Below are 15,845 nucleotides of genomic sequence, written 5' to 3' on the forward strand. Positions count from 1 at the left end.
ACGGCTGTACCAAGCTGATCGATATCAAGTAGGCTGATACGAAACTGACATATACTACCCTGAATTTGCAAAGTAATGCATGACTGCTTTATACCATCCCTAACCAGTAGGTACCTAAGCACTGCATCGACGACACTGCGAGCGTCATATTCTTATTTTTGAATGATGCCTTATAAGCTTAGCCTGTTTTATTTGAGCCGTCTTTAGCAGAGCTAATAAGTCGTCGGTGTAGCTCTGCAGCGGTAAATATGACAGCTAGAAAAATGACGAGTAATCCGGCATTTTCGTCTGGATACAGAACCCAAAGTATGCCCAATATCAAAGCGAAAACAAGGCAAAATATTTGAATCCAATAGATAGCTGCGCAAGTCGCTCCCAGTTTTTTAACGCATTATTTTTCCATACTAGACCAGCTAGATTGGTCTGTTTAGATTACGTCAGTTGATTTCAGTTGGAGCTTAAGGCCCCGGGCGAAGGGGGATGCTCCACATCTGAATATGAAGGTGATCTCCTCGAGCCTTTTCACCGTGTGCACCAATTTTACCTTGGCGCGGGGAAAGGTATGCGCTTCTGCAGGCTGGCAGATGGATCATTCCGAAGATTTTTTTTGTACGCCCTTGAATTTTTGTCTTCGGTTCCTACCTAGGGTTTTGCGCGATGCCGAGTACGGGTCGCGTCTCAAATCACTTGGAGAAAACTCAGGAGATTTAGCAATGGCTACTACTCTTTCGTTGGCCCCACTTTTCCGTCACTCGGTCGGCTTTGACCGTTTCAACGACCTTTTCGAATCGGCGCTTCGCAGTGAGGCCGGAACTTCCTATCCTCCCCACAATGTCGAAAAGCACGGTGATGACCATTACCGAATCGTCATCGCAGTGGCAGGGCTTGCTGAGGCGGATTTAGACATTCAGGTTGAAAAAGGCGTTTTGACGGTCGCCGGTGATAAGCGAGAAAGCAACGAAGATGTCACCTACCTGCATCAAGGTATCGCTCAGCGGGCGTTCCGGCTGTCGTTCCGCTTGATGGATCACATTGAGGTGCAGGGCGCGAAGCTCGCCAACGGCTTGCTGAATATTGACTTGCTCAGAGTTGTACCGGAGGAGGCGAAGCCTAAGCGCATCATGATCGGAGGGGCTGAGTCTACTGACTCTAAGCCGGTCAGTGAGCAGTAAGGTGAACAATGAGGCGCTCTTCGGAGCGCCTTTTTTTTGAGTATCACTGACGAGCGGTAGCTCGTAAAAGTGGAACTCCGGTTCACAAACGCCAGTCAATTTTTCTGTCCAGATAGGACACATATTCCTAACCGGGAGAAAATCCATGAGTGGCACTTCAGACAAAATCAAAGGCCTGGCCAACGAAGCTATCGGTAATGTGAAGCAAGGCGTCGGCAAGGTCACAGGCAACGAGAAGCTGCAGGTCGAAGGGAAGATCCAAGAGAAGAAAGGTGAAGCCCAGCAAGTGGTTGGGAAGGTCAAAGACGCCGTAGACAAAAAATAGCTCTGGGCGGCAACTCCGTTCGATGGGATGGCTATCGGGTGGTAGCCATCTCAGTTGGCGTATTCCTAGCCTCCCCATCTACACGAAGGCTTGATAAATCATGAGAAGTGAACAGGTAGAAGGCGTAGCAGAAAAACTGGCCGGCAAGGCGCAGAGCACGGTCGGAAAACTGATTAGTGATTCGAAGATGGAAGCTGAAGGCGCGGGACATCAAGCGGCTGGTCAGCTGACTAAAACCTACGGCGATACACTGGAAAGCATATCTACGTTCGCGAAGGAAAAACCGGTCGCCGCACTCGCGATAGGTGCTGCAGCGCTGATCCTGATGAATCGCATTTTTCGTCGTTGAATGTGTAGGAGGTGTTTCCAACAAGGTGACACCTCTTGCTAATGTCATTCCCCGCACTCCACCTACAGTTTTCTATCAGAAGTGCGTGGGTGTAGGCGGAAAGACGCTTTAGCCTCCTGCAACCGTTGCTCAGCGTACATAGCCGGATCATCCTCTGGCAGAGGATAGCCTGCTGCTGCCAGAGCTTCGGCGCGCTCTTCAATGAGCAGGCGCTCGGGATCACGAGCGAGTTGATAGGCTCTGCCCGGAACGCGCCAAGTGGCATCCATTCGTGGCTCCTCAGGGGCTGACCGGCTTACCCTCCAACCGGCTTCGCCTGGATCTTTCGAAAGCAGACACTCACCACAATTGGGCAAGTGGTTCGCGATCTCATACTCACGCCAGTCCACCATAGCTCCGCCGTCAATGCCGAGCGGTTTGCGCTCAATTGGCCAGGCTACAGCGTTAATGAACTGGCCATGAGAGTACGCAACGATGTCTTGGGCGGGATGTTCAGCAAGACGCTCCAGGAAAGACTGAGCTCGAGATATAAAGTATAGGAATGACTCTGCGCCTTGCCCGTCCGTGAATGTGGGGTCTGCCTTGGCCCAATATGCCTCGACCCAGTCCCGTCTCTGAGCAACGGTAGTGTTGGCGCACCGTGCAGGTTCAAGGTAGGTGAACTCGTGGATGGGCCATATTTCGAACGGCGCTGAGGGGAAAGCAGCGACTGTCTGCATCGCCGTTGTTTGAGTTCGGGAAAACGGAGAGGCAACAATCAGATCTGGGGCCTGGACGAATGACCCGGCTACTTGGCGCGCTTGCTCGATCCCCTTTGAGGTAAGAGGGATGCTCGCGTGATCGAGGCTAGGTTCGCCTGCGTTGGCCGCGCTTTCTCCGTGTCTGATTAGACTGACATGCTTCATCGAATACTCTCACAGCCTGGTACGCAGCGCTTTCCATCCATTGCTGATATTGGCGGCTTATGACGTAGGGCCAATGGATCGTTGCCCCAACGATAAACGATATCAGAACGCTTTGGTCAGTGGTCTGCATGGGCAGTGCAGAGCCTCTGAGCATACCGACAGCACTGTAGTGAGAAAACTATTCCTTGTGCCAGTAACGCTGCACAGTGGAGGCAGGTAAACCGAGCTTGATCACTGTCTCACGCTGAGTCATGCCCGCAACCTTGCACTCTCGCACAGCAGCCAGTTTTTCCTGAGAAACCTGAGCTCCGGAAGGTCTACGCACCAGCTTGCCATTTTCTATTTGGCTTGCGAAGTCGGCCAGAAAACGTGGCGAAGAAAACTCGCGTACTTCCGTTTTTACTTCGGCCAGTAACTCATCAGGCGATATTTTTTCGCGAAGACTTGTAGCGAGCACCAGCAACGAGACGGTTCGGAGATCAAGAGTCTTTGCTACGGACTCGAGCGTTTCAAGCGATACGCTGACCTTACCGTTTTCAAGGTTGTTGACGTGAGTGGGATCGATGCCAGTCGAAAAATCCTCTGCTTTCAGATCACGTGCACGTCTAAGAACGCGTAGGACAGCGGCAAGTGAGTCCCTAGCAAGCATTGGAATCTCCAAATGCGAGGATAAGGCCACATTGCTAAAACCCATTCCATCTAATATATTCAGCTTTGGGTGTGTCTGGTTGATATCACCTGCGTATCGCATACCAGCAGGGAAACGCCAGAGCTCCTCCCAGCAGGGTCTCCCGCGCGCACCTCCCTGATACCGGAACATGGTTACATTTGGGGAAGCTGTAGATTTCAACTGCTCCAGAACTCTATTATGTGAATAAAAGGTAAATGTTGTAATGAAGTTTGATTGCCTAAAAGTTTCCGGAACGCTCGACTATGTCCGATCTGTGATACCCATGAACGGTGGGTATAAAGCCAAGATCAGTATTGATGGATCTATCATTCCTAATTTGACGTTGACCAATAAAGTTTACGAAGAGTTAGAGGTTGGCCAAAGTGTGATGCTTTATGGGATGTTTAAGAACAGTAGTAAAAAAGAAAAAAATATTGGTGTGATTTATGGTGTTCAAAAAGAAAGTGGTGAGAAAATGTTCGCTACTTCCTTTAGGCTCATGGTACCAATGATTTTGGCGGGCGCCGCCGCTCTCGCGTTCTGCATGGTATTTCTCATCGGCTGGTTTCCTTCTTTATTCGCATTGATCTTCTTATTCGGACAAGATCAAAGCTATATGTATAACGCTACAGTGGTTACCATATTTGAAGCAGGGCTGGTTGCGCTGTTTTTCCTTTGGCGCGCCTGGGTAATTTTCAGTGCCACCTCGAGGCCGGAATCGTGGGAAATTATTGCCCCTTCCACGCTGTCGAGTCGCTTCAGCAAGTTTCATAAGGAGTAATGTTCGCGGTTGGCGGGAAAAGCGAAATTATTGGCCCACACATTCGCTAGAAACTGAACTCAGGCAAATCCCGGCGCGCATAAGCATTATGCAAGCGGAGCGCGCAGGCGTGCAGGATGAGAGCCCGAAGGGCCGAGACGCGGTTTGCCGTGGCTCGGTTCACGCCAGCCATCCGCCGAAGGCGGCACGCCATAACCACCGCCAGCGTTGTAAAGGGGGCTGAAATGACCTGCGATTTGCTCTGCAAGCGTGAGAGAACTAGGCGGAGAGCTCTGTGGGCGCTTGCAAGCCTCCGTCCAGGTGACCCCACTGCATCTGAGCTCCTTACCACCCTTGATGAGCTCGACATCCAAGAGCGATACGACACGCCCTGTAGCGATAAGCCACTCGAACTCCTGGAGGTTCGTAACTCTGTCTCGGTGATGCGCCATAACTCCGGAATCGACATCATCTTGGAGCTTACTATTCCGCAACCCTGGAGAGAGCGTTTCCGCCAAGCAAGCATCGGGTCGACCAGGTTGGTTGATGGGCCATATGCCGCAGACTGGGATAAATTTCTGACTAGGTGGGAGGCTGAGATGCGGCATTTGGCGCAGCATAGGGCCGCAAGACATCAATAAAAATGGCTGAGCGGGTGAGGGCATGGGACAAGACGACGACACGGTGTACTGCGATATCCAGATGCCGCTAGCCCAGGGCCGAGAGCTTTTGGAATTAGTAAATGCACTGCGAGAATCGAAAGCTCATCCCTGTCTCGATAAAGTCTTTGAGCACATGCAAGACGAACTCAGTACGTCCATCGATATCGTGGACAACCCACCAACATGGGGGCCTTGGTGCGAGTAAGGCTCCTCATGGCGGTAAGACTTCCGTTTCTCATCAACCCCTGCTCGGTACTCCCGGCACATCCATGATGATCTTTCGCCAAAAGGCTTCAGAGAAACTGTAAACCGAGAAAGCAATCAGCCCTAAGGCCATCACCATCAAAATCAACCAACCAGCAGGTAGATTTTTGAGCGCATCCAGTGATTCCTTCATACCAGGTGGATCCATAGCTTGATAAGTGGAACCGCTGATGGCGAGTAGTAACGCAATTTCTAAAAACACGACCCCACGTGCAATTAGTCCGAATCGTGATACCGGACGGACGTACCCCATGACGTCCTCGTCGGCCTCAAAATATTTCTCGAACGACGCTTTCCATCCCTTGATGATGTGAGCAATACCCACACCAAGGGGAACGAGAGCGATCAGGTACACCAATAAATTCGAGTGATCCCAAGACAAAAAATGCGCTAGCCAGTCTTTGGTTTGCCCACCGGAATCGCCCGAGCTTTTGATGCCGCTAATGAGTAGGCCCAACGCAAAAAACGCAAGAGCGCCGTTGACCATACCTCCCGCGAACAGGCCTGCGCGAATCACCAAACCTTTGAATTTTTTGCCGTGGTGATCGACATCACGCGTAGCTTGCAGGACGCGCCAAGCCGCAAACGCGAGCAGACCCGCCACCACAAGCCCAACCAGAAAATAGCCGAATGGTTGGCTCAGCAATGCTTCCAGGCTCTTGTGGCTGTCCTTCGGTTTTGTCGAATCTTGTGCTGCGAGCAACGCGAAAATACCGATGATCAAATACAGCAATCCTCGAGCGGCGTAGCCTCCACGAGCGAGTATTACTAGGCTGTGTTGCGCGGACATTCGATGTATTCCCGAGATCTGATACAAGAGCAGACCCCTCTCGCTGGGCAGGGTTCTATATCAAGCGGGTGACTGCGGCGAATTCGTTACCCAAGACGACTGCCGACATAAAACATGAGTGCGGTACGTCCATCGATTTCATGGAGAACCCACTAACGTGGAGGTTTATAGGTATCTAGGCTGTAGAGTTAGGTTTAGTCACCGAGCATCTCGTTGAGCTCTGTATCAGCACGCCCCAAGGATTTCATCGTGATGTTGCCGGCGTCATTTTCACCGACGTGCCAAAGCGCATATTTCGGCAAGTTGAGCCAAGTCGGTGGCTTCGCCGCAACTGGATACGCCGACCGAGTTTCGTAGCTAGCTACACCGTCGATTATCGAAACCAGCGCTATACCGTGTGCCGTAGCGTACTTTATCGCTCCGGATTGAAACCCTGTTGTGGTGAACAGCATTCCTTTATGAGCGCCCACAGATCTCACCTTGTCGTGCAGTACCTGAACCAGCTCCCGCTCGACTGCGTTACGGTATTTTTTGCACTCAATCAGAACGATAAATTCGGCGCCCGCGAAGGCTTGGAATTTTGCCAGCACGTCGATCTGGTAGGTTGAGTCGTAGGCCTCGACCTTCACGTCGTGCTTGACCTCCAGCGATGTCAGTTCACCTCCCTGTTTGAGGATCCATTCTCTAACCAAGAACTCGAATTCAGTGGCGGTAATTTCGAGGTTGGGATTCGCCGTTGGTGGGAACATTCTTTTCCTTATCGTTCAGTCGAACTGGGAGTGTGCGATAGGTGAGCAGGGCTAGGGGTAGCAGCACCTAAGACTGTCGAATCCTCAAAATGGAATCGATGATGGCTTGAGCATTTGCGTCCAGCGCTTCCATGGCCGACATCGCATGAGCGGCGACGCTTCCCACACCATTTTCTGAAAGCCACTTGGTTATTTCTTCTATTGCTGCACCTAGTGCGTGCTGGTTATGCAGCAGCAATGTCAGAGCGTCCGCCGTGGCGATCTTGTAGTTCGAATTATCTGGCATGGCGGTCTTCCTTGGGATGATGCATAGAGCCTAGTTCATCTCATCGCTGACTCAAACGGTGAGGGTAGTCGTATAGGTTTGCCCGATGTTTTGGTAGAGCACGACCTGGGCTGACAGGGGGCCAGAAGGCTGCACTCACTGTCTATGCTTGCCCGCCGTGCTTGGTCTGTGGAGCACGCGATGGGTAATACTTATCTACCCGAGCTTCAGGTTTGCGTACGGAGCCAATATTCCACCTTTTGCAATCTACCAACCTCGGAAAGCTTTGACCTTCCTGTATCTAGAGTCTCAAGCAGTCGCTGTCTCTCCGCACTAGAAGGAAACCAATCATCAATCTCGACGCTGCAGTGGTTGGACTCGCTCAGTGCCCATCTGACGATCATGTCAGCTGCGGCTCTGTAGTGATCAGCCATGAAGAGCCCTCTGCCCTCTACGGCCCAGCCACGCTCCCTGAGCTGCACGGTAACATCAGTGATGCCCGTGTCACCAAAAAAGGCGTCGGTATCTGGGTAGTGAATCCTTGCAAGCGATACTTTGGCGACCCCTGCCTCTCGGTCAAAGTACGACAGGAAGTGCCATCCACCGGTGATACACCCTGGGTGAGGGAAATTGATTGCGGCCTTGCCAGTTATGTAGTGCTGGCGAGAAACGCGTTTGAGATCGAAATCGAAGAGCGGTTGCTTCATGTGACATGCCTCCGTGCACCTGCGCTACCTGATTGCCAAGAGACGCCCTGAAGACGGAAGACTAAGACGCAGCAAGTTTCCATCGGGTACAGCGTCTAAGGTGACTTAGAATCACCGCCATCTGAACTTTACTAGGCACAGCCCCATGGACAAAGACCTGATCTGCCACCAATGCTTGAACGAAGCCTATCTCATTGGGTTGATCAGGCGAACAGGCGTGACTGCGGAGTGCTCGTTCTGCTTAAAAAGGCGTAAGGCTATCCCATTCGAAGATCTGATCAGCATGGTCGACGATGTCCTCCAGAAGTATTGCCATCCTGGAGCGATATACGACCAGTACGATGACAATGGAAAGCGCTCTGAAACAGAGCAGACTGGCGACCCCCTTATCTTCCATGTCGCAGAATTGCTTGGTTTGGATGAGGACGACCCGGTTGCCGAGCGTGTTCTCTGCGACCTCAACGAAAGCTCCCATTACGACATCATGCAAGGAGGTGACGCGAGGTACAGTGATGATGAAAACTATGAGTGGAGAGTGATTCGACCAAGAGAAGCAGATGCTCGATGGCTAAATTTTCAGAACGAAATGAAGCATGGGAATCGATTTTTCAGCGAGCATGCCAAGAGTTTTCTGGACTGGCTGTTTCGAGGGCTTTCATCCTTCAAAAGCCCTGATGGCTCGATGTCCGTTGTGAGAGAGCTTGTCGACGATCAGATCTTTCGTGCCAGGCGCTGTGATTCCGCTTCAGAATACGACTCGATCATTAGCAAGCCTGCCGTAGAGCTCGGCCCACCACCCAAGGAGGTCGCAGGTGCTGGCCGAATGAACCCTAAAGGGTTGGCCGCTTTTTATGGAGCCTTTGACCGAAAAACCTGTGTTGCAGAGCTTCGCCCCCCAGTAGGAGGACGAGTCGTCAGCGGCAAATTCGAACTCACAAGACCCGTCCGCGTCCTGGATTTCATTGCTTTGGATGAAGCCTACGAAGCAAGGCCGTTAAGTGCGTTTGAAGCCAGCTACGAAGAACAAATGGGTAGACGCATCTTCCTGAAGACGCTCCACGCAAAGATTACCGTCCCGGTGCTTCCGAATCAGGAACACGAATACCTAGCTACACAAGTCATGGCGGAGTACCTAGCTACACAATTCGACCCGCCGCTCGACGGTGTGCTGTTCGAATCAGCTCAAGTGCGCAAAGGTACAAACCTGACCCTTTTTAATCATGCCGTGGTGGCTTCACTCGAGCCTAGAACTGCTTTCACGAACCTAGATGATTTGCTTAGCCGCCCCTCATCGCAGACGCCTGCGATTGAGTACGTGCCTGACACGCTGGTAAGGCATAAGGTTTGTCGTGTCAAATTCATAACTGAAGACCTGCAGCGCGATGATGGTCAGCCAGAGTCCGACGAGCATTACGACGACTGGGATGATTACTAAAGGCTATCTAAAGGTTTGCGCACGTAGCCATGCTTCCACTTTTTGCCATCGGCCCACCTCGGAAAGCTTTGACCTTCCTGTATCTAGAATCTCAAGCAATCGCTGTCTTTCCGCTCGAGAAGAAAACCAATCATCAAGCTCGACGCTGCAGTGGATGGACTCGCTCAGCGCCCATCTCACTATCATGTCTGCAGCCGCCCTGTAGTGATCAGCCATGTATAAGCGTCGCCCTTCAGCAGACCAGCCGCGCCCCGCTAGCTGATCAGTGAAGTCAGTGATGCCCTGGTCGCCAAAGTAGCCAGTGGTTTCAGGATAATGGATACCTGCCAACGACACCTTGGCCACGCCGGACTCCCGATCAAAATAGGAAAGGAAATGCCATCCACCTGTGGTGCTTCCTGGATGTGGGAAATTGATGGCGGCTTTCCCTGTTATGTAGTTTTTTCGGGAGACGCGTTTGAGGTCAAAGTCGAACAGTGGTTGGGGCATGTAGTCCTTCCTCGTCTCGCGTACTCCCACTTGATGTCGCTGGGAGCCACCATGGAGGCTTTTTCCTACAAAACTGCCAGAGCATGCCGCACTTCTCGCTTGGATATTGTTACAGAAGGGGGCGCTATATAAACAAGCATAACGCAATCGCTGGAGGTTCATAAAAGCCACCTTGATAACGGTGGCTTTTCCCACATGGCTGTACTCACGGCGTGAGCTTAATCCCACGTTGCTGGGATAAGGCCGTCGCCTTTTGTACTCCAAGCGGCTACTGAGTGTGTGTGCTCTATGTCACCCCAGATTTCCTCCCCTGCATGCTCAAGTACGATAATTTGGAGGTTGGCATTCGTCCGAGAGATTGCCTCTCCAAGTACCTCGAAAATTCGTCTCGTGGCCTGCAGGTCTTCGATTCTGTGCCTACGCAACACGGCCATGTCCAAGTCCAGTGCATTGCCCCCAAGATCGCTGCTCGGGAAATACACTTGGCTAGGCTGGTCTATTACCAGAAAGCTCAAGGTGGGCAGATGTAGATTTTCTTTCTGAAGCAAAAACTCATGGATGCCGAGAAACGCAGCCACGTGATATCCCATCCAGTTAGCCCCGCTACCGACTTCCCAAAGGTAGTCAAACTGATCGAATTCCTTGTCGAATCGGATGGTCAATTCTTTCTGATCCAACCTGAGAACTGAGTTAGCCGCACCTTCGAGGGCGCCAAACTGATCTGCGTAATGTTCAATGAGTTCGGTAAGCTTGGCATCTACCTCGCGTTCTCTAGCAGCGCGGTTACCGCCGGCCATCAGTCTGTTGAAATCGCTGATCTTTTTGCTTTCGGCCTTCATGCGTTGGGCAATCGCCTCGTCTGCTGATGTATGGCCGATCTTCTTGAGTACCTCAGAAATTTTTCCAGCAACATAATAGATATCACCAATTACGCTACGTAGCCTTTCGTCCTCCGCCAAAATTGCGTTTTTGTCAGCGCGATAGGTATGAAGCGTCTTCTCCTCCTTTGCCAGATTTCGTTTAAGGTTGGATATCCTGCTATCAAAAGCAGGATTCTGTTCCAATATCTCAGCCACGCGCGTGATTTTGTTGACCTTCGTTTCAAGGTTGGTGATCACCGTGCTCATCGTGTCCGATGTGGATCCGCAGGCAACGCATTGGCCCTCATCCCGAAGACTTTTTTTCAGCCAATCCAAGCCGACGACATGGCTCTTTTCTTCATTCACCGCTTTGACGAACTGCTGGCTACTCTGGGCCAAGCTGCTGTAGCCACTGATCTCCTCCCCTAGCTCGTCTACCAGTCGCTGCTGTGCAGTTTCCTTGGCGACAGCAGCATCAAATCGTTCGTTGATATGTAGGCGCTTTGGCGCAATCAGTGTTTGTTCCAGCCGCTTGTTTCGGTATGCATCCATGACCGATTTTAGCTTCGCGACTTTGATGTCTAGATCGTCAGGTATGTCGGCTTCGAGTAGACCGATTTCGATACATCTGTCGATCATCCGGTTTACCTCATGACGCCAGTGAAGCTTTGCTTTCTCGACAACCTTGAGTTCTTTTTCGAGACCATCCAGCTCTTTTTGCGCGTCGTCCCGTCTGCGTTCATTTATAACGTATTGCGCATCTACAATCCCTAGAGCGTAAGGCATTGCCCTAGTCAGCTTTTGACGGTGGATCCAGGTGTCTGCTTTGAAAAATAGCGTGTTTGGATTGGCCACAATGTGTTGTGGCAAAAAGTTGAAAGCGGCCAAGTCCCTGAAAGAAGTTCGGGCATCAAGCTTGCCTGGTTTTTCTGCATCAGAATGCGGAAGGTCGCTCACGCCTATCAAGTTGTTGAACTTATCCTTGAAAGTCGACCTATTGGTTTTGGTAGGCACAATCTCTGGGATCGAGCCAGGGAACGTTTCAAAGTAGTAGTCGTTCGAAGGGGTACTATCTATTGGGCCTTTGCGGGCGATTATCCAGCTTTCCCCTCGCAAAGTTACCTTCACCCCAAACCACATGACCTTGTCTCGAATCGTGCCGATGGGGATCTGGCACTTGGTTGCCCCCATCGCGTAATCGATGATATGAAGAACGGATGATTTACCTGTTCGACTCAGCCCGTGAATAATATTTATTTTTCCTGGCTTGAATTGGATCTCTTGAATCTCGTTGTTCTGATTTTTTGGCCAGAGAATAATTGAGTCAATTTGAAATTTCATTGGGAATACCGAACAGAAGCTTCAGGAGGGTAGGGGTATCAACACTTGCGTACCAATTGGCCAGACGGTTGACTGTCATCACCATCTCTTTGGGCAGAGCAGACTTTGTTCCACGCGGCCAGCGATCAATTTTGTTGCTGAAGACCGGTAGTTCATCTTTGCGATGAGCCACTGCCAACAGATTGGTCGAAACTGCGAGGTTCAAGCCCTGCAGAGCTACTGGCGCCCGAGATGCGACGCGTTGCTCCAAGTCAACCTTAAGACCTGGTGCCTCTCTAAAAACCTTGTCTAGCCTGGTTTTAGCATTCCTTGAACACAAGGCTTCCCGGGAAGCCTCATCCCAGACAAATGGTAAAACCAGTTTGAGTTTCAACATGTCCAGCGGGTGCTCGGAAGCTTCCAGTTCGTATTGCTGTACGAATACGGTCAATAAGAAGCACGCCAGCGCGGTGTTGTGGATTACATAGGTATCCAAATATGGCCCGCTCACTTACTTTCACCTTTGACCTGATGCCAGAGAATCGGGTGATCTGTACCGTCATCATTTGCTTGATGGTGATAAGTACCTAGGTAAAGGTAACGATGGTCTGACTTCAAACGGCCAATCTCTATGGTGAATTTTTCTGGAGTGGTCGTACTGATGTAGATCTGCTTGTGATCGTCACCGGAGAAATCTTCGAAAGGAATGCCTTTCAGGTTTGAATACGCTTCGCGAAGACTGTCCCACCTCCCATGAAGTGTGTTCTCAAGCTCACTAAAGTGCTCCGGGAGTACCTTACCTTTGAGTAAAAGTCTCGACCGCTCGGCATACCCAGCCCAGTAATGTCCAAGCTCCTTTTCGATGGTTCGCTCCATTAGCCCCAATTCTTTGAGCTGGAAAATGAAAGGCAGATTCAATTCTTGATTGAGCGCTATCAGCTCGCGATATTCGGTTTCGTCCTGACTTCGCGCAGTCCAAGCTTCGCTGAGGAATTTTTCGAAAAGGAGCTGCTTGCGGTTGAAGAGTGGCAGGGATGTAGTCCAGAAGGGCTCCCTACGTCTCCATGTCTCACGCGCCATGTTGAAAAGGTGGCCCGTGAGACTGTCCAATATTACTTTCTTATGCTCGTCCAGACCCTCTGGCAGTTGCAGTGCGGCGTACATCGCATCGGTTATCGAAGCAGATTCATGCTTGTGAATGACCTCGAAACGACCGACAACATAGGCGATTGATTCATCGTCAAACGCAGTAACCTTTGCTGCAATTTCAGCGGTAGCACCATCCATGGTGAGTGCGTGAGTACGAAGGGTTTTAATAGCGTGCGCTACGTCTGTTGGGGATGACGCTGCTGACAACAGATGAACGAGGCTGTTGCTTCCGACCACTCCGTTGGTCACTAGAATAAAGTTGATCTGCTCATGAGTTGCTTGGGACTGCTCGAGCTTCTCAAGCCAGTTTTTGAATGTGTTCCACAGATTTTTGCTGCTGTCTTGCAACGGATTTTTCCCAGAGAGCGTGAGTTTGTCTTGCTCTTGGATTGAAATAGTTCCAGTTGCTGTAGGAATCACTTCCTCGACGTCATCCGTTGTTTCTATTCCGAAGAGCGCATCCCTATGTGAGCTGTGAAAGATTCTATAAAGCGCACGCTCGAACTGGTAGCCATACCCAGCGATGCTTGCACTGGCTTCTGTGTTGTCCATGTGTCCTTCTCTCGGATAATCGCACTGGGCGTCCATGTCGCGCCGGATAGACGAAGCTTAGGCCGCGTTGATGCACGAATTTACCGCGAATAATGGCAGTGGGCCACGCTGGCTTTGTGAGATATTGACAAAAAGATGATTAACTGTGTTTTTGTACAGTTATTTCCAGTGCCGCTTTTTTTAAAGCGCTCCTTGCAGTTGCTCGTAGAACGCGACTTCGCCGGGGATGGAGATATAACTTGCGTCCGGGAAGGGGGGAGGGCATGCCGCTTCGCGGCCAGGCTGTCGTAAACGGAGTCTCCGCGGTTCGCATCGTCTCGGCCGCTTTCGAGCTGATATCCTTCACGCCTTCGGCCTTCCTGGCCGGCGCGCTCCGCTTGCTACGAAAGCCCTTTAAAAAAGGGCTTGTTATAATCTGCGAAAGAATAATCAGTGCCTTAAGGCTTTGAAGTGTCGCCCTCTTGCGCTCCCCACATCAATCTGTGGGCTTGAAAGTTTGGATGGAAAAACACCTTGTAGAATATATTTCTTTTTTCTGCAGCAAATACTCCGTCGCGGATCGTATCGAATTTTGGATGTGATGCTTTTTGTTTGTCAAAATCAAAGTCCGCTAAGGTTCCGGCAATGTAGTCAGGAACTCTAACGAAGCTATCGTAAGCGAGTTCTCCTACGGCTTCGGGCTTTGTTAAAACTAATTTTCCTTTAGGATCTACGTCGCTGTTTACACAAAGAGTATGGTAAAGGTTGCTGACTTGCTCAAGCATGTAGTCGCCTATAAATTTATGCTTGAACGTAAGCATGCTGTCACGGTCTGACAGCCAGGCTATAATTTCAACATTGGCCCTTTCGCTTACTTCTGTAAGGAAGTAAGCAGCTAGGCTTGCGATAATCTCAATGTCTCGGAGTAAGCGTAAATTTAATTTTGAGGACTTGACCAGTTGCTTGAGCTGCTTTAGCTCTTTGATGGTTTTTTTATATCTCTGTTCTGCATTTGGTGTTGACGTGCACCAGTATTCAAACATGCCAATCATGGCATCAATTCGGCTTATGTGATAGAGCTTTTCATCACTGTGCATTCTGCGCTCACGGTCTAGTATCAAGGTGATATTGAAGACCGGCCCTTCTTTAAGGAATGAAATGAACGTGTCGTTAACTGACCTTACTTTTTTAAGGTCTGATGGAGCCATTATGTTTATACACTCTGACATTGTCTCAAAGGATGCTAGGTGCGGGAAGAGAGAGAAAGTTACTACATCGCTATTTTTTTTGGAGTCATAAAAGGCATAGTCTGACGATAGAATCCACTTTTTAGTGTCTTTATGTTCTTTTATGAAATCGTCAAGAAGTTTTGCGCCGCTTTGCAAGAAGCTATTGTTAAAGTGGGTAATGGACTCATGTATGCCGAATCCAAGCAAGGGCTGGTCAGGATTGACTTCTTCAAGAGAGTGCGGCTTCATAAATTTTGAAAAATCCATTGCTATCCCGGTCTGGCGTAAAAATTTTGGATGGTTAAGCCCATTTTATGTTGGCAAAAAAACTTTATTTTGTGATGGTACGTAAAAACTGGGTAGTCAGTCCTCGCACCCTTGCGGCTGATCACATTGGGCCACCGACCATACCATCTCCATTGGATCTTCAGATCGTCTTGCTCGTTATTGTCCACCTCGTAGCCCTGTCCGTCACGCCTAGCGTCTTCAAAGATCATCCTCTGCCTAGAGGTTGAAATACTTAGTTGTTGTGTGGAATGAAGTCTCGGTGAAGCGTTGCCCATTCCGCATGCTGAAAGCTTGAAGAATCCGCTGATCTTCAACCGACAAGCTACACATTCGAACGAGGAGGGCAGCATGCCTTGACGTTGAATCACCTCGTCATCTCCGATTGACGTGTCGACGGTTCCAATTGGGTCACCGTTCAGCAGCCCAGGGGAGAGACAAGCTGGGCATTCCTCTCTGTGACCGGATTGCATGTCATCGTTGTCCTCACGGACGTCCACTGATCGAAAGCGGAGCGCGCAGGCGCGCGGATGGAAGCCCGGAGGGCCAAGACGCGGCGGTTCAGCGGCTTGGTTCACAACATCCGGCCCCCGCTAGGGAGCGCCCTCAGCTCCCCAAGCTGTTTAAAGGCGTTTTAGCATCCGTTCTAGAGTTTGATGCTCCCACGTGCTAAGCAGAGTTACAGAGTCAGCGCCGAATCGATCACCCGAGTCGATGAACAATTCCATCCACGTGGGCTCACGCACGCTTCGCAGTAATCGAGATCATCACTGTCGTTGAAGATCGTAATGCTCCATCCCTCGATATCGACCATGAATATGCCGGCATAGAGCTCGTCCCACGTCTGCGGGCTTGCTCTAACTATCACGCGCCGGCCAAGCGCGACTTCGCGTAATACCTGGCCCACCTCCCTTGCTGTGAGCGCGGCA

17 protein-coding genes and 1 pseudogene are annotated in these 15,845 nt (G+C 50.6%); 6 read left to right on the forward strand and 12 right to left on the reverse strand.

The window, feature by feature from the left end:
- Positions 1-713: 713 nt before the first annotated feature.
- The 3 genes from AC1Z1G_RS09755 to AC1Z1G_RS09765 all read left to right on the forward strand — a co-directional run bounded on the left by AC1Z1G_RS09755 (position 714) and on the right by AC1Z1G_RS09765 (position 1,846).
- Positions 714-1,172, forward strand: coding sequence for an Hsp20 family protein (locus tag AC1Z1G_RS09755; RefSeq protein ID WP_192300074.1), 459 nt, complete (start codon positions 714-716; stop codon positions 1,170-1,172).
- Positions 1,173-1,317: 145 nt separating this feature from the next.
- Positions 1,318-1,497, forward strand: a complete 180-nt coding sequence (locus tag AC1Z1G_RS09760; RefSeq protein ID WP_175553614.1) for a CsbD family protein — start codon at positions 1,318-1,320, stop codon at positions 1,495-1,497.
- A gap of 100 nt (positions 1,498-1,597) precedes the next feature.
- Positions 1,598-1,846: a CsbD family protein gene (locus AC1Z1G_RS09765; RefSeq protein ID WP_483626736.1), complete on the forward strand. Its 249-nt coding sequence runs from the start codon at positions 1,598-1,600 to the stop codon at positions 1,844-1,846.
- Between the two features lie 296 nt (positions 1,847-2,142).
- Here AC1Z1G_RS09765 and AC1Z1G_RS09770 read toward each other — a convergent pair.
- A pseudogene (locus AC1Z1G_RS09770) lies at positions 2,143-2,751 on the reverse strand (histidine phosphatase family protein); the annotation flags it as partial.
- 178 nt (positions 2,752-2,929) lie between these two features.
- Positions 2,930-3,400: a helix-turn-helix domain-containing protein gene (locus AC1Z1G_RS09775; protein WP_483626738.1), complete on the reverse strand. Its 471-nt coding sequence runs from the start codon at positions 3,398-3,400 to the stop codon at positions 2,930-2,932.
- Positions 3,401-3,644: 244 nt separating this feature from the next.
- Between AC1Z1G_RS09775 and AC1Z1G_RS09780 the strand changes: the two genes are divergently transcribed.
- Together AC1Z1G_RS09780 and AC1Z1G_RS09785 are read left to right on the forward strand one after the other, a co-directional pair.
- Positions 3,645-4,202 (forward strand): hypothetical protein, encoded by a 558-nt coding sequence (locus AC1Z1G_RS09780; RefSeq protein ID WP_483626740.1) that lies wholly within the window; start codon positions 3,645-3,647, stop codon positions 4,200-4,202.
- 642 nt (positions 4,203-4,844) lie between these two features.
- Positions 4,845-5,048, forward strand: coding sequence for a hypothetical protein (locus AC1Z1G_RS09785; protein WP_483626742.1), 204 nt, complete (start codon positions 4,845-4,847; stop codon positions 5,046-5,048).
- 33 nt (positions 5,049-5,081) lie between these two features.
- On the opposite strand, the gene AC1Z1G_RS09790 is transcribed toward AC1Z1G_RS09785, so the two are convergent.
- The 4 genes from AC1Z1G_RS09790 to AC1Z1G_RS09805 form a co-directional block, all read right to left on the reverse strand.
- Entirely contained in the window at positions 5,082-5,897 is an 816-nt protein-coding gene (locus AC1Z1G_RS09790) for a DUF1206 domain-containing protein (RefSeq protein WP_483626744.1), read from the reverse strand.
- A gap of 194 nt (positions 5,898-6,091) precedes the next feature.
- Positions 6,092-6,646, reverse strand: coding sequence for a restriction endonuclease (locus AC1Z1G_RS09795; RefSeq protein ID WP_483626746.1), 555 nt, complete (start codon positions 6,644-6,646; stop codon positions 6,092-6,094).
- Between the two features lie 67 nt (positions 6,647-6,713).
- Positions 6,714-6,932 (reverse strand): hypothetical protein, encoded by a 219-nt coding sequence (locus AC1Z1G_RS09800; protein WP_483626748.1) that lies wholly within the window; start codon positions 6,930-6,932, stop codon positions 6,714-6,716.
- A gap of 206 nt (positions 6,933-7,138) precedes the next feature.
- Positions 7,139-7,618 carry a hypothetical protein gene (locus tag AC1Z1G_RS09805; RefSeq protein ID WP_483626750.1) on the reverse strand — a complete coding sequence of 160 codons (480 nt, stop codon included), beginning with the start codon at positions 7,616-7,618 and terminating at the stop codon, positions 7,139-7,141.
- A 145-nt stretch (positions 7,619-7,763) separates the two neighbouring features.
- Between AC1Z1G_RS09805 and AC1Z1G_RS09810 the strand changes: the two genes are divergently transcribed.
- Positions 7,764-9,053, forward strand: a complete 1,290-nt coding sequence (locus AC1Z1G_RS09810; protein WP_483626751.1) for an RES family NAD+ phosphorylase — start codon at positions 7,764-7,766, stop codon at positions 9,051-9,053.
- Positions 9,054-9,056: 3 nt separating this feature from the next.
- Here the strand turns inward: AC1Z1G_RS09810 and AC1Z1G_RS09815 are convergent, their stop codons facing one another.
- The 6 genes from AC1Z1G_RS09815 to AC1Z1G_RS09840 form a co-directional block, all read right to left on the reverse strand.
- Entirely contained in the window at positions 9,057-9,542 is a 486-nt protein-coding gene (locus tag AC1Z1G_RS09815; protein ID WP_483626752.1) for a hypothetical protein, read from the reverse strand.
- A gap of 218 nt (positions 9,543-9,760) precedes the next feature.
- Positions 9,761-11,743: a DUF3732 domain-containing protein gene (locus AC1Z1G_RS09820; protein ID WP_483626753.1), complete on the reverse strand. Its 1,983-nt coding sequence runs from the start codon at positions 11,741-11,743 to the stop codon at positions 9,761-9,763.
- Positions 11,727-12,233 (reverse strand): three component ABC system middle component, encoded by a 507-nt coding sequence (locus AC1Z1G_RS09825; protein ID WP_307517102.1) that lies wholly within the window; start codon positions 12,231-12,233, stop codon positions 11,727-11,729. Before AC1Z1G_RS09825 ends, AC1Z1G_RS09820 begins: the two co-directional genes overlap by 17 nt.
- Positions 12,230-13,423: an ABC-three component system protein gene (locus AC1Z1G_RS09830; protein ID WP_483626754.1), complete on the reverse strand. Its 1,194-nt coding sequence runs from the start codon at positions 13,421-13,423 to the stop codon at positions 12,230-12,232. The genes AC1Z1G_RS09825 and AC1Z1G_RS09830 overlap by 4 nt, the downstream gene beginning before the upstream one ends.
- 437 nt (positions 13,424-13,860) lie before the next feature.
- A complete protein-coding gene (locus AC1Z1G_RS09835; RefSeq protein ID WP_483626755.1) occupies positions 13,861-14,898 on the reverse strand; it encodes a hypothetical protein in 1,038 nt (345 codons plus the stop codon).
- A 697-nt stretch (positions 14,899-15,595) separates the two neighbouring features.
- The gene (locus AC1Z1G_RS09840; RefSeq protein WP_483626756.1) at positions 15,596-15,823 is read right to left on the reverse strand and encodes a DUF7693 family protein; all 228 of its coding nucleotides are present in this window, start codon (positions 15,821-15,823) and stop codon (positions 15,596-15,598) included.
- Between the last annotated feature and the right edge of the window lie 22 nt (positions 15,824-15,845).

The organism is Pseudomonas sp. JL27(2026) (assembly GCF_056933555.1).

Excerpts from the sequence above, each read along its gene's own strand:
- AC1Z1G_RS09830 (WP_483626754.1), bottom strand. The coding sequence starts at position 13,423 with ATGGACAACACAGAAGCCAGTGCAAGCATCGCTGGGTATGGCTACCAG.
- AC1Z1G_RS09815 (WP_483626752.1), bottom strand. The coding sequence starts at position 9,542 with ATGCCCCAACCACTGTTCGACTTTGACCTCAAACGCGTCTCCCGAAAA.
- AC1Z1G_RS09760 (WP_175553614.1), top strand. The coding sequence starts at position 1,318 with ATGAGTGGCACTTCAGACAAAATCAAAGGCCTGGCCAACGAAGCTATC.
- AC1Z1G_RS09800 (WP_483626748.1), bottom strand. The coding sequence starts at position 6,932 with ATGCCAGATAATTCGAACTACAAGATCGCCACGGCGGACGCTCTGACA.
- AC1Z1G_RS09755 (WP_192300074.1), top strand. The coding sequence starts at position 714 with ATGGCTACTACTCTTTCGTTGGCCCCACTTTTCCGTCACTCGGTCGGC.
- AC1Z1G_RS09765 (WP_483626736.1), top strand. The coding sequence starts at position 1,598 with ATGAGAAGTGAACAGGTAGAAGGCGTAGCAGAAAAACTGGCCGGCAAG.
- AC1Z1G_RS09835 (WP_483626755.1), bottom strand. The coding sequence starts at position 14,898 with ATGGATTTTTCAAAATTTATGAAGCCGCACTCTCTTGAAGAAGTCAAT.
- AC1Z1G_RS09775 (WP_483626738.1), bottom strand. The coding sequence starts at position 3,400 with ATGCTTGCTAGGGACTCACTTGCCGCTGTCCTACGCGTTCTTAGACGT.
- AC1Z1G_RS09810 (WP_483626751.1), top strand. The coding sequence starts at position 7,764 with ATGGACAAAGACCTGATCTGCCACCAATGCTTGAACGAAGCCTATCTC.
- AC1Z1G_RS09820 (WP_483626753.1), bottom strand. The coding sequence starts at position 11,743 with ATGAAATTTCAAATTGACTCAATTATTCTCTGGCCAAAAAATCAGAAC.
- AC1Z1G_RS09795 (WP_483626746.1), bottom strand. The coding sequence starts at position 6,646 with ATGTTCCCACCAACGGCGAATCCCAACCTCGAAATTACCGCCACTGAA.
- AC1Z1G_RS09790 (WP_483626744.1), bottom strand. The coding sequence starts at position 5,897 with ATGTCCGCGCAACACAGCCTAGTAATACTCGCTCGTGGAGGCTACGCC.
- AC1Z1G_RS09780 (WP_483626740.1), top strand. The coding sequence starts at position 3,645 with ATGAAGTTTGATTGCCTAAAAGTTTCCGGAACGCTCGACTATGTCCGA.
- AC1Z1G_RS09785 (WP_483626742.1), top strand. The coding sequence starts at position 4,845 with ATGGGACAAGACGACGACACGGTGTACTGCGATATCCAGATGCCGCTA.
- AC1Z1G_RS09805 (WP_483626750.1), bottom strand. The coding sequence starts at position 7,618 with ATGAAGCAACCGCTCTTCGATTTCGATCTCAAACGCGTTTCTCGCCAG.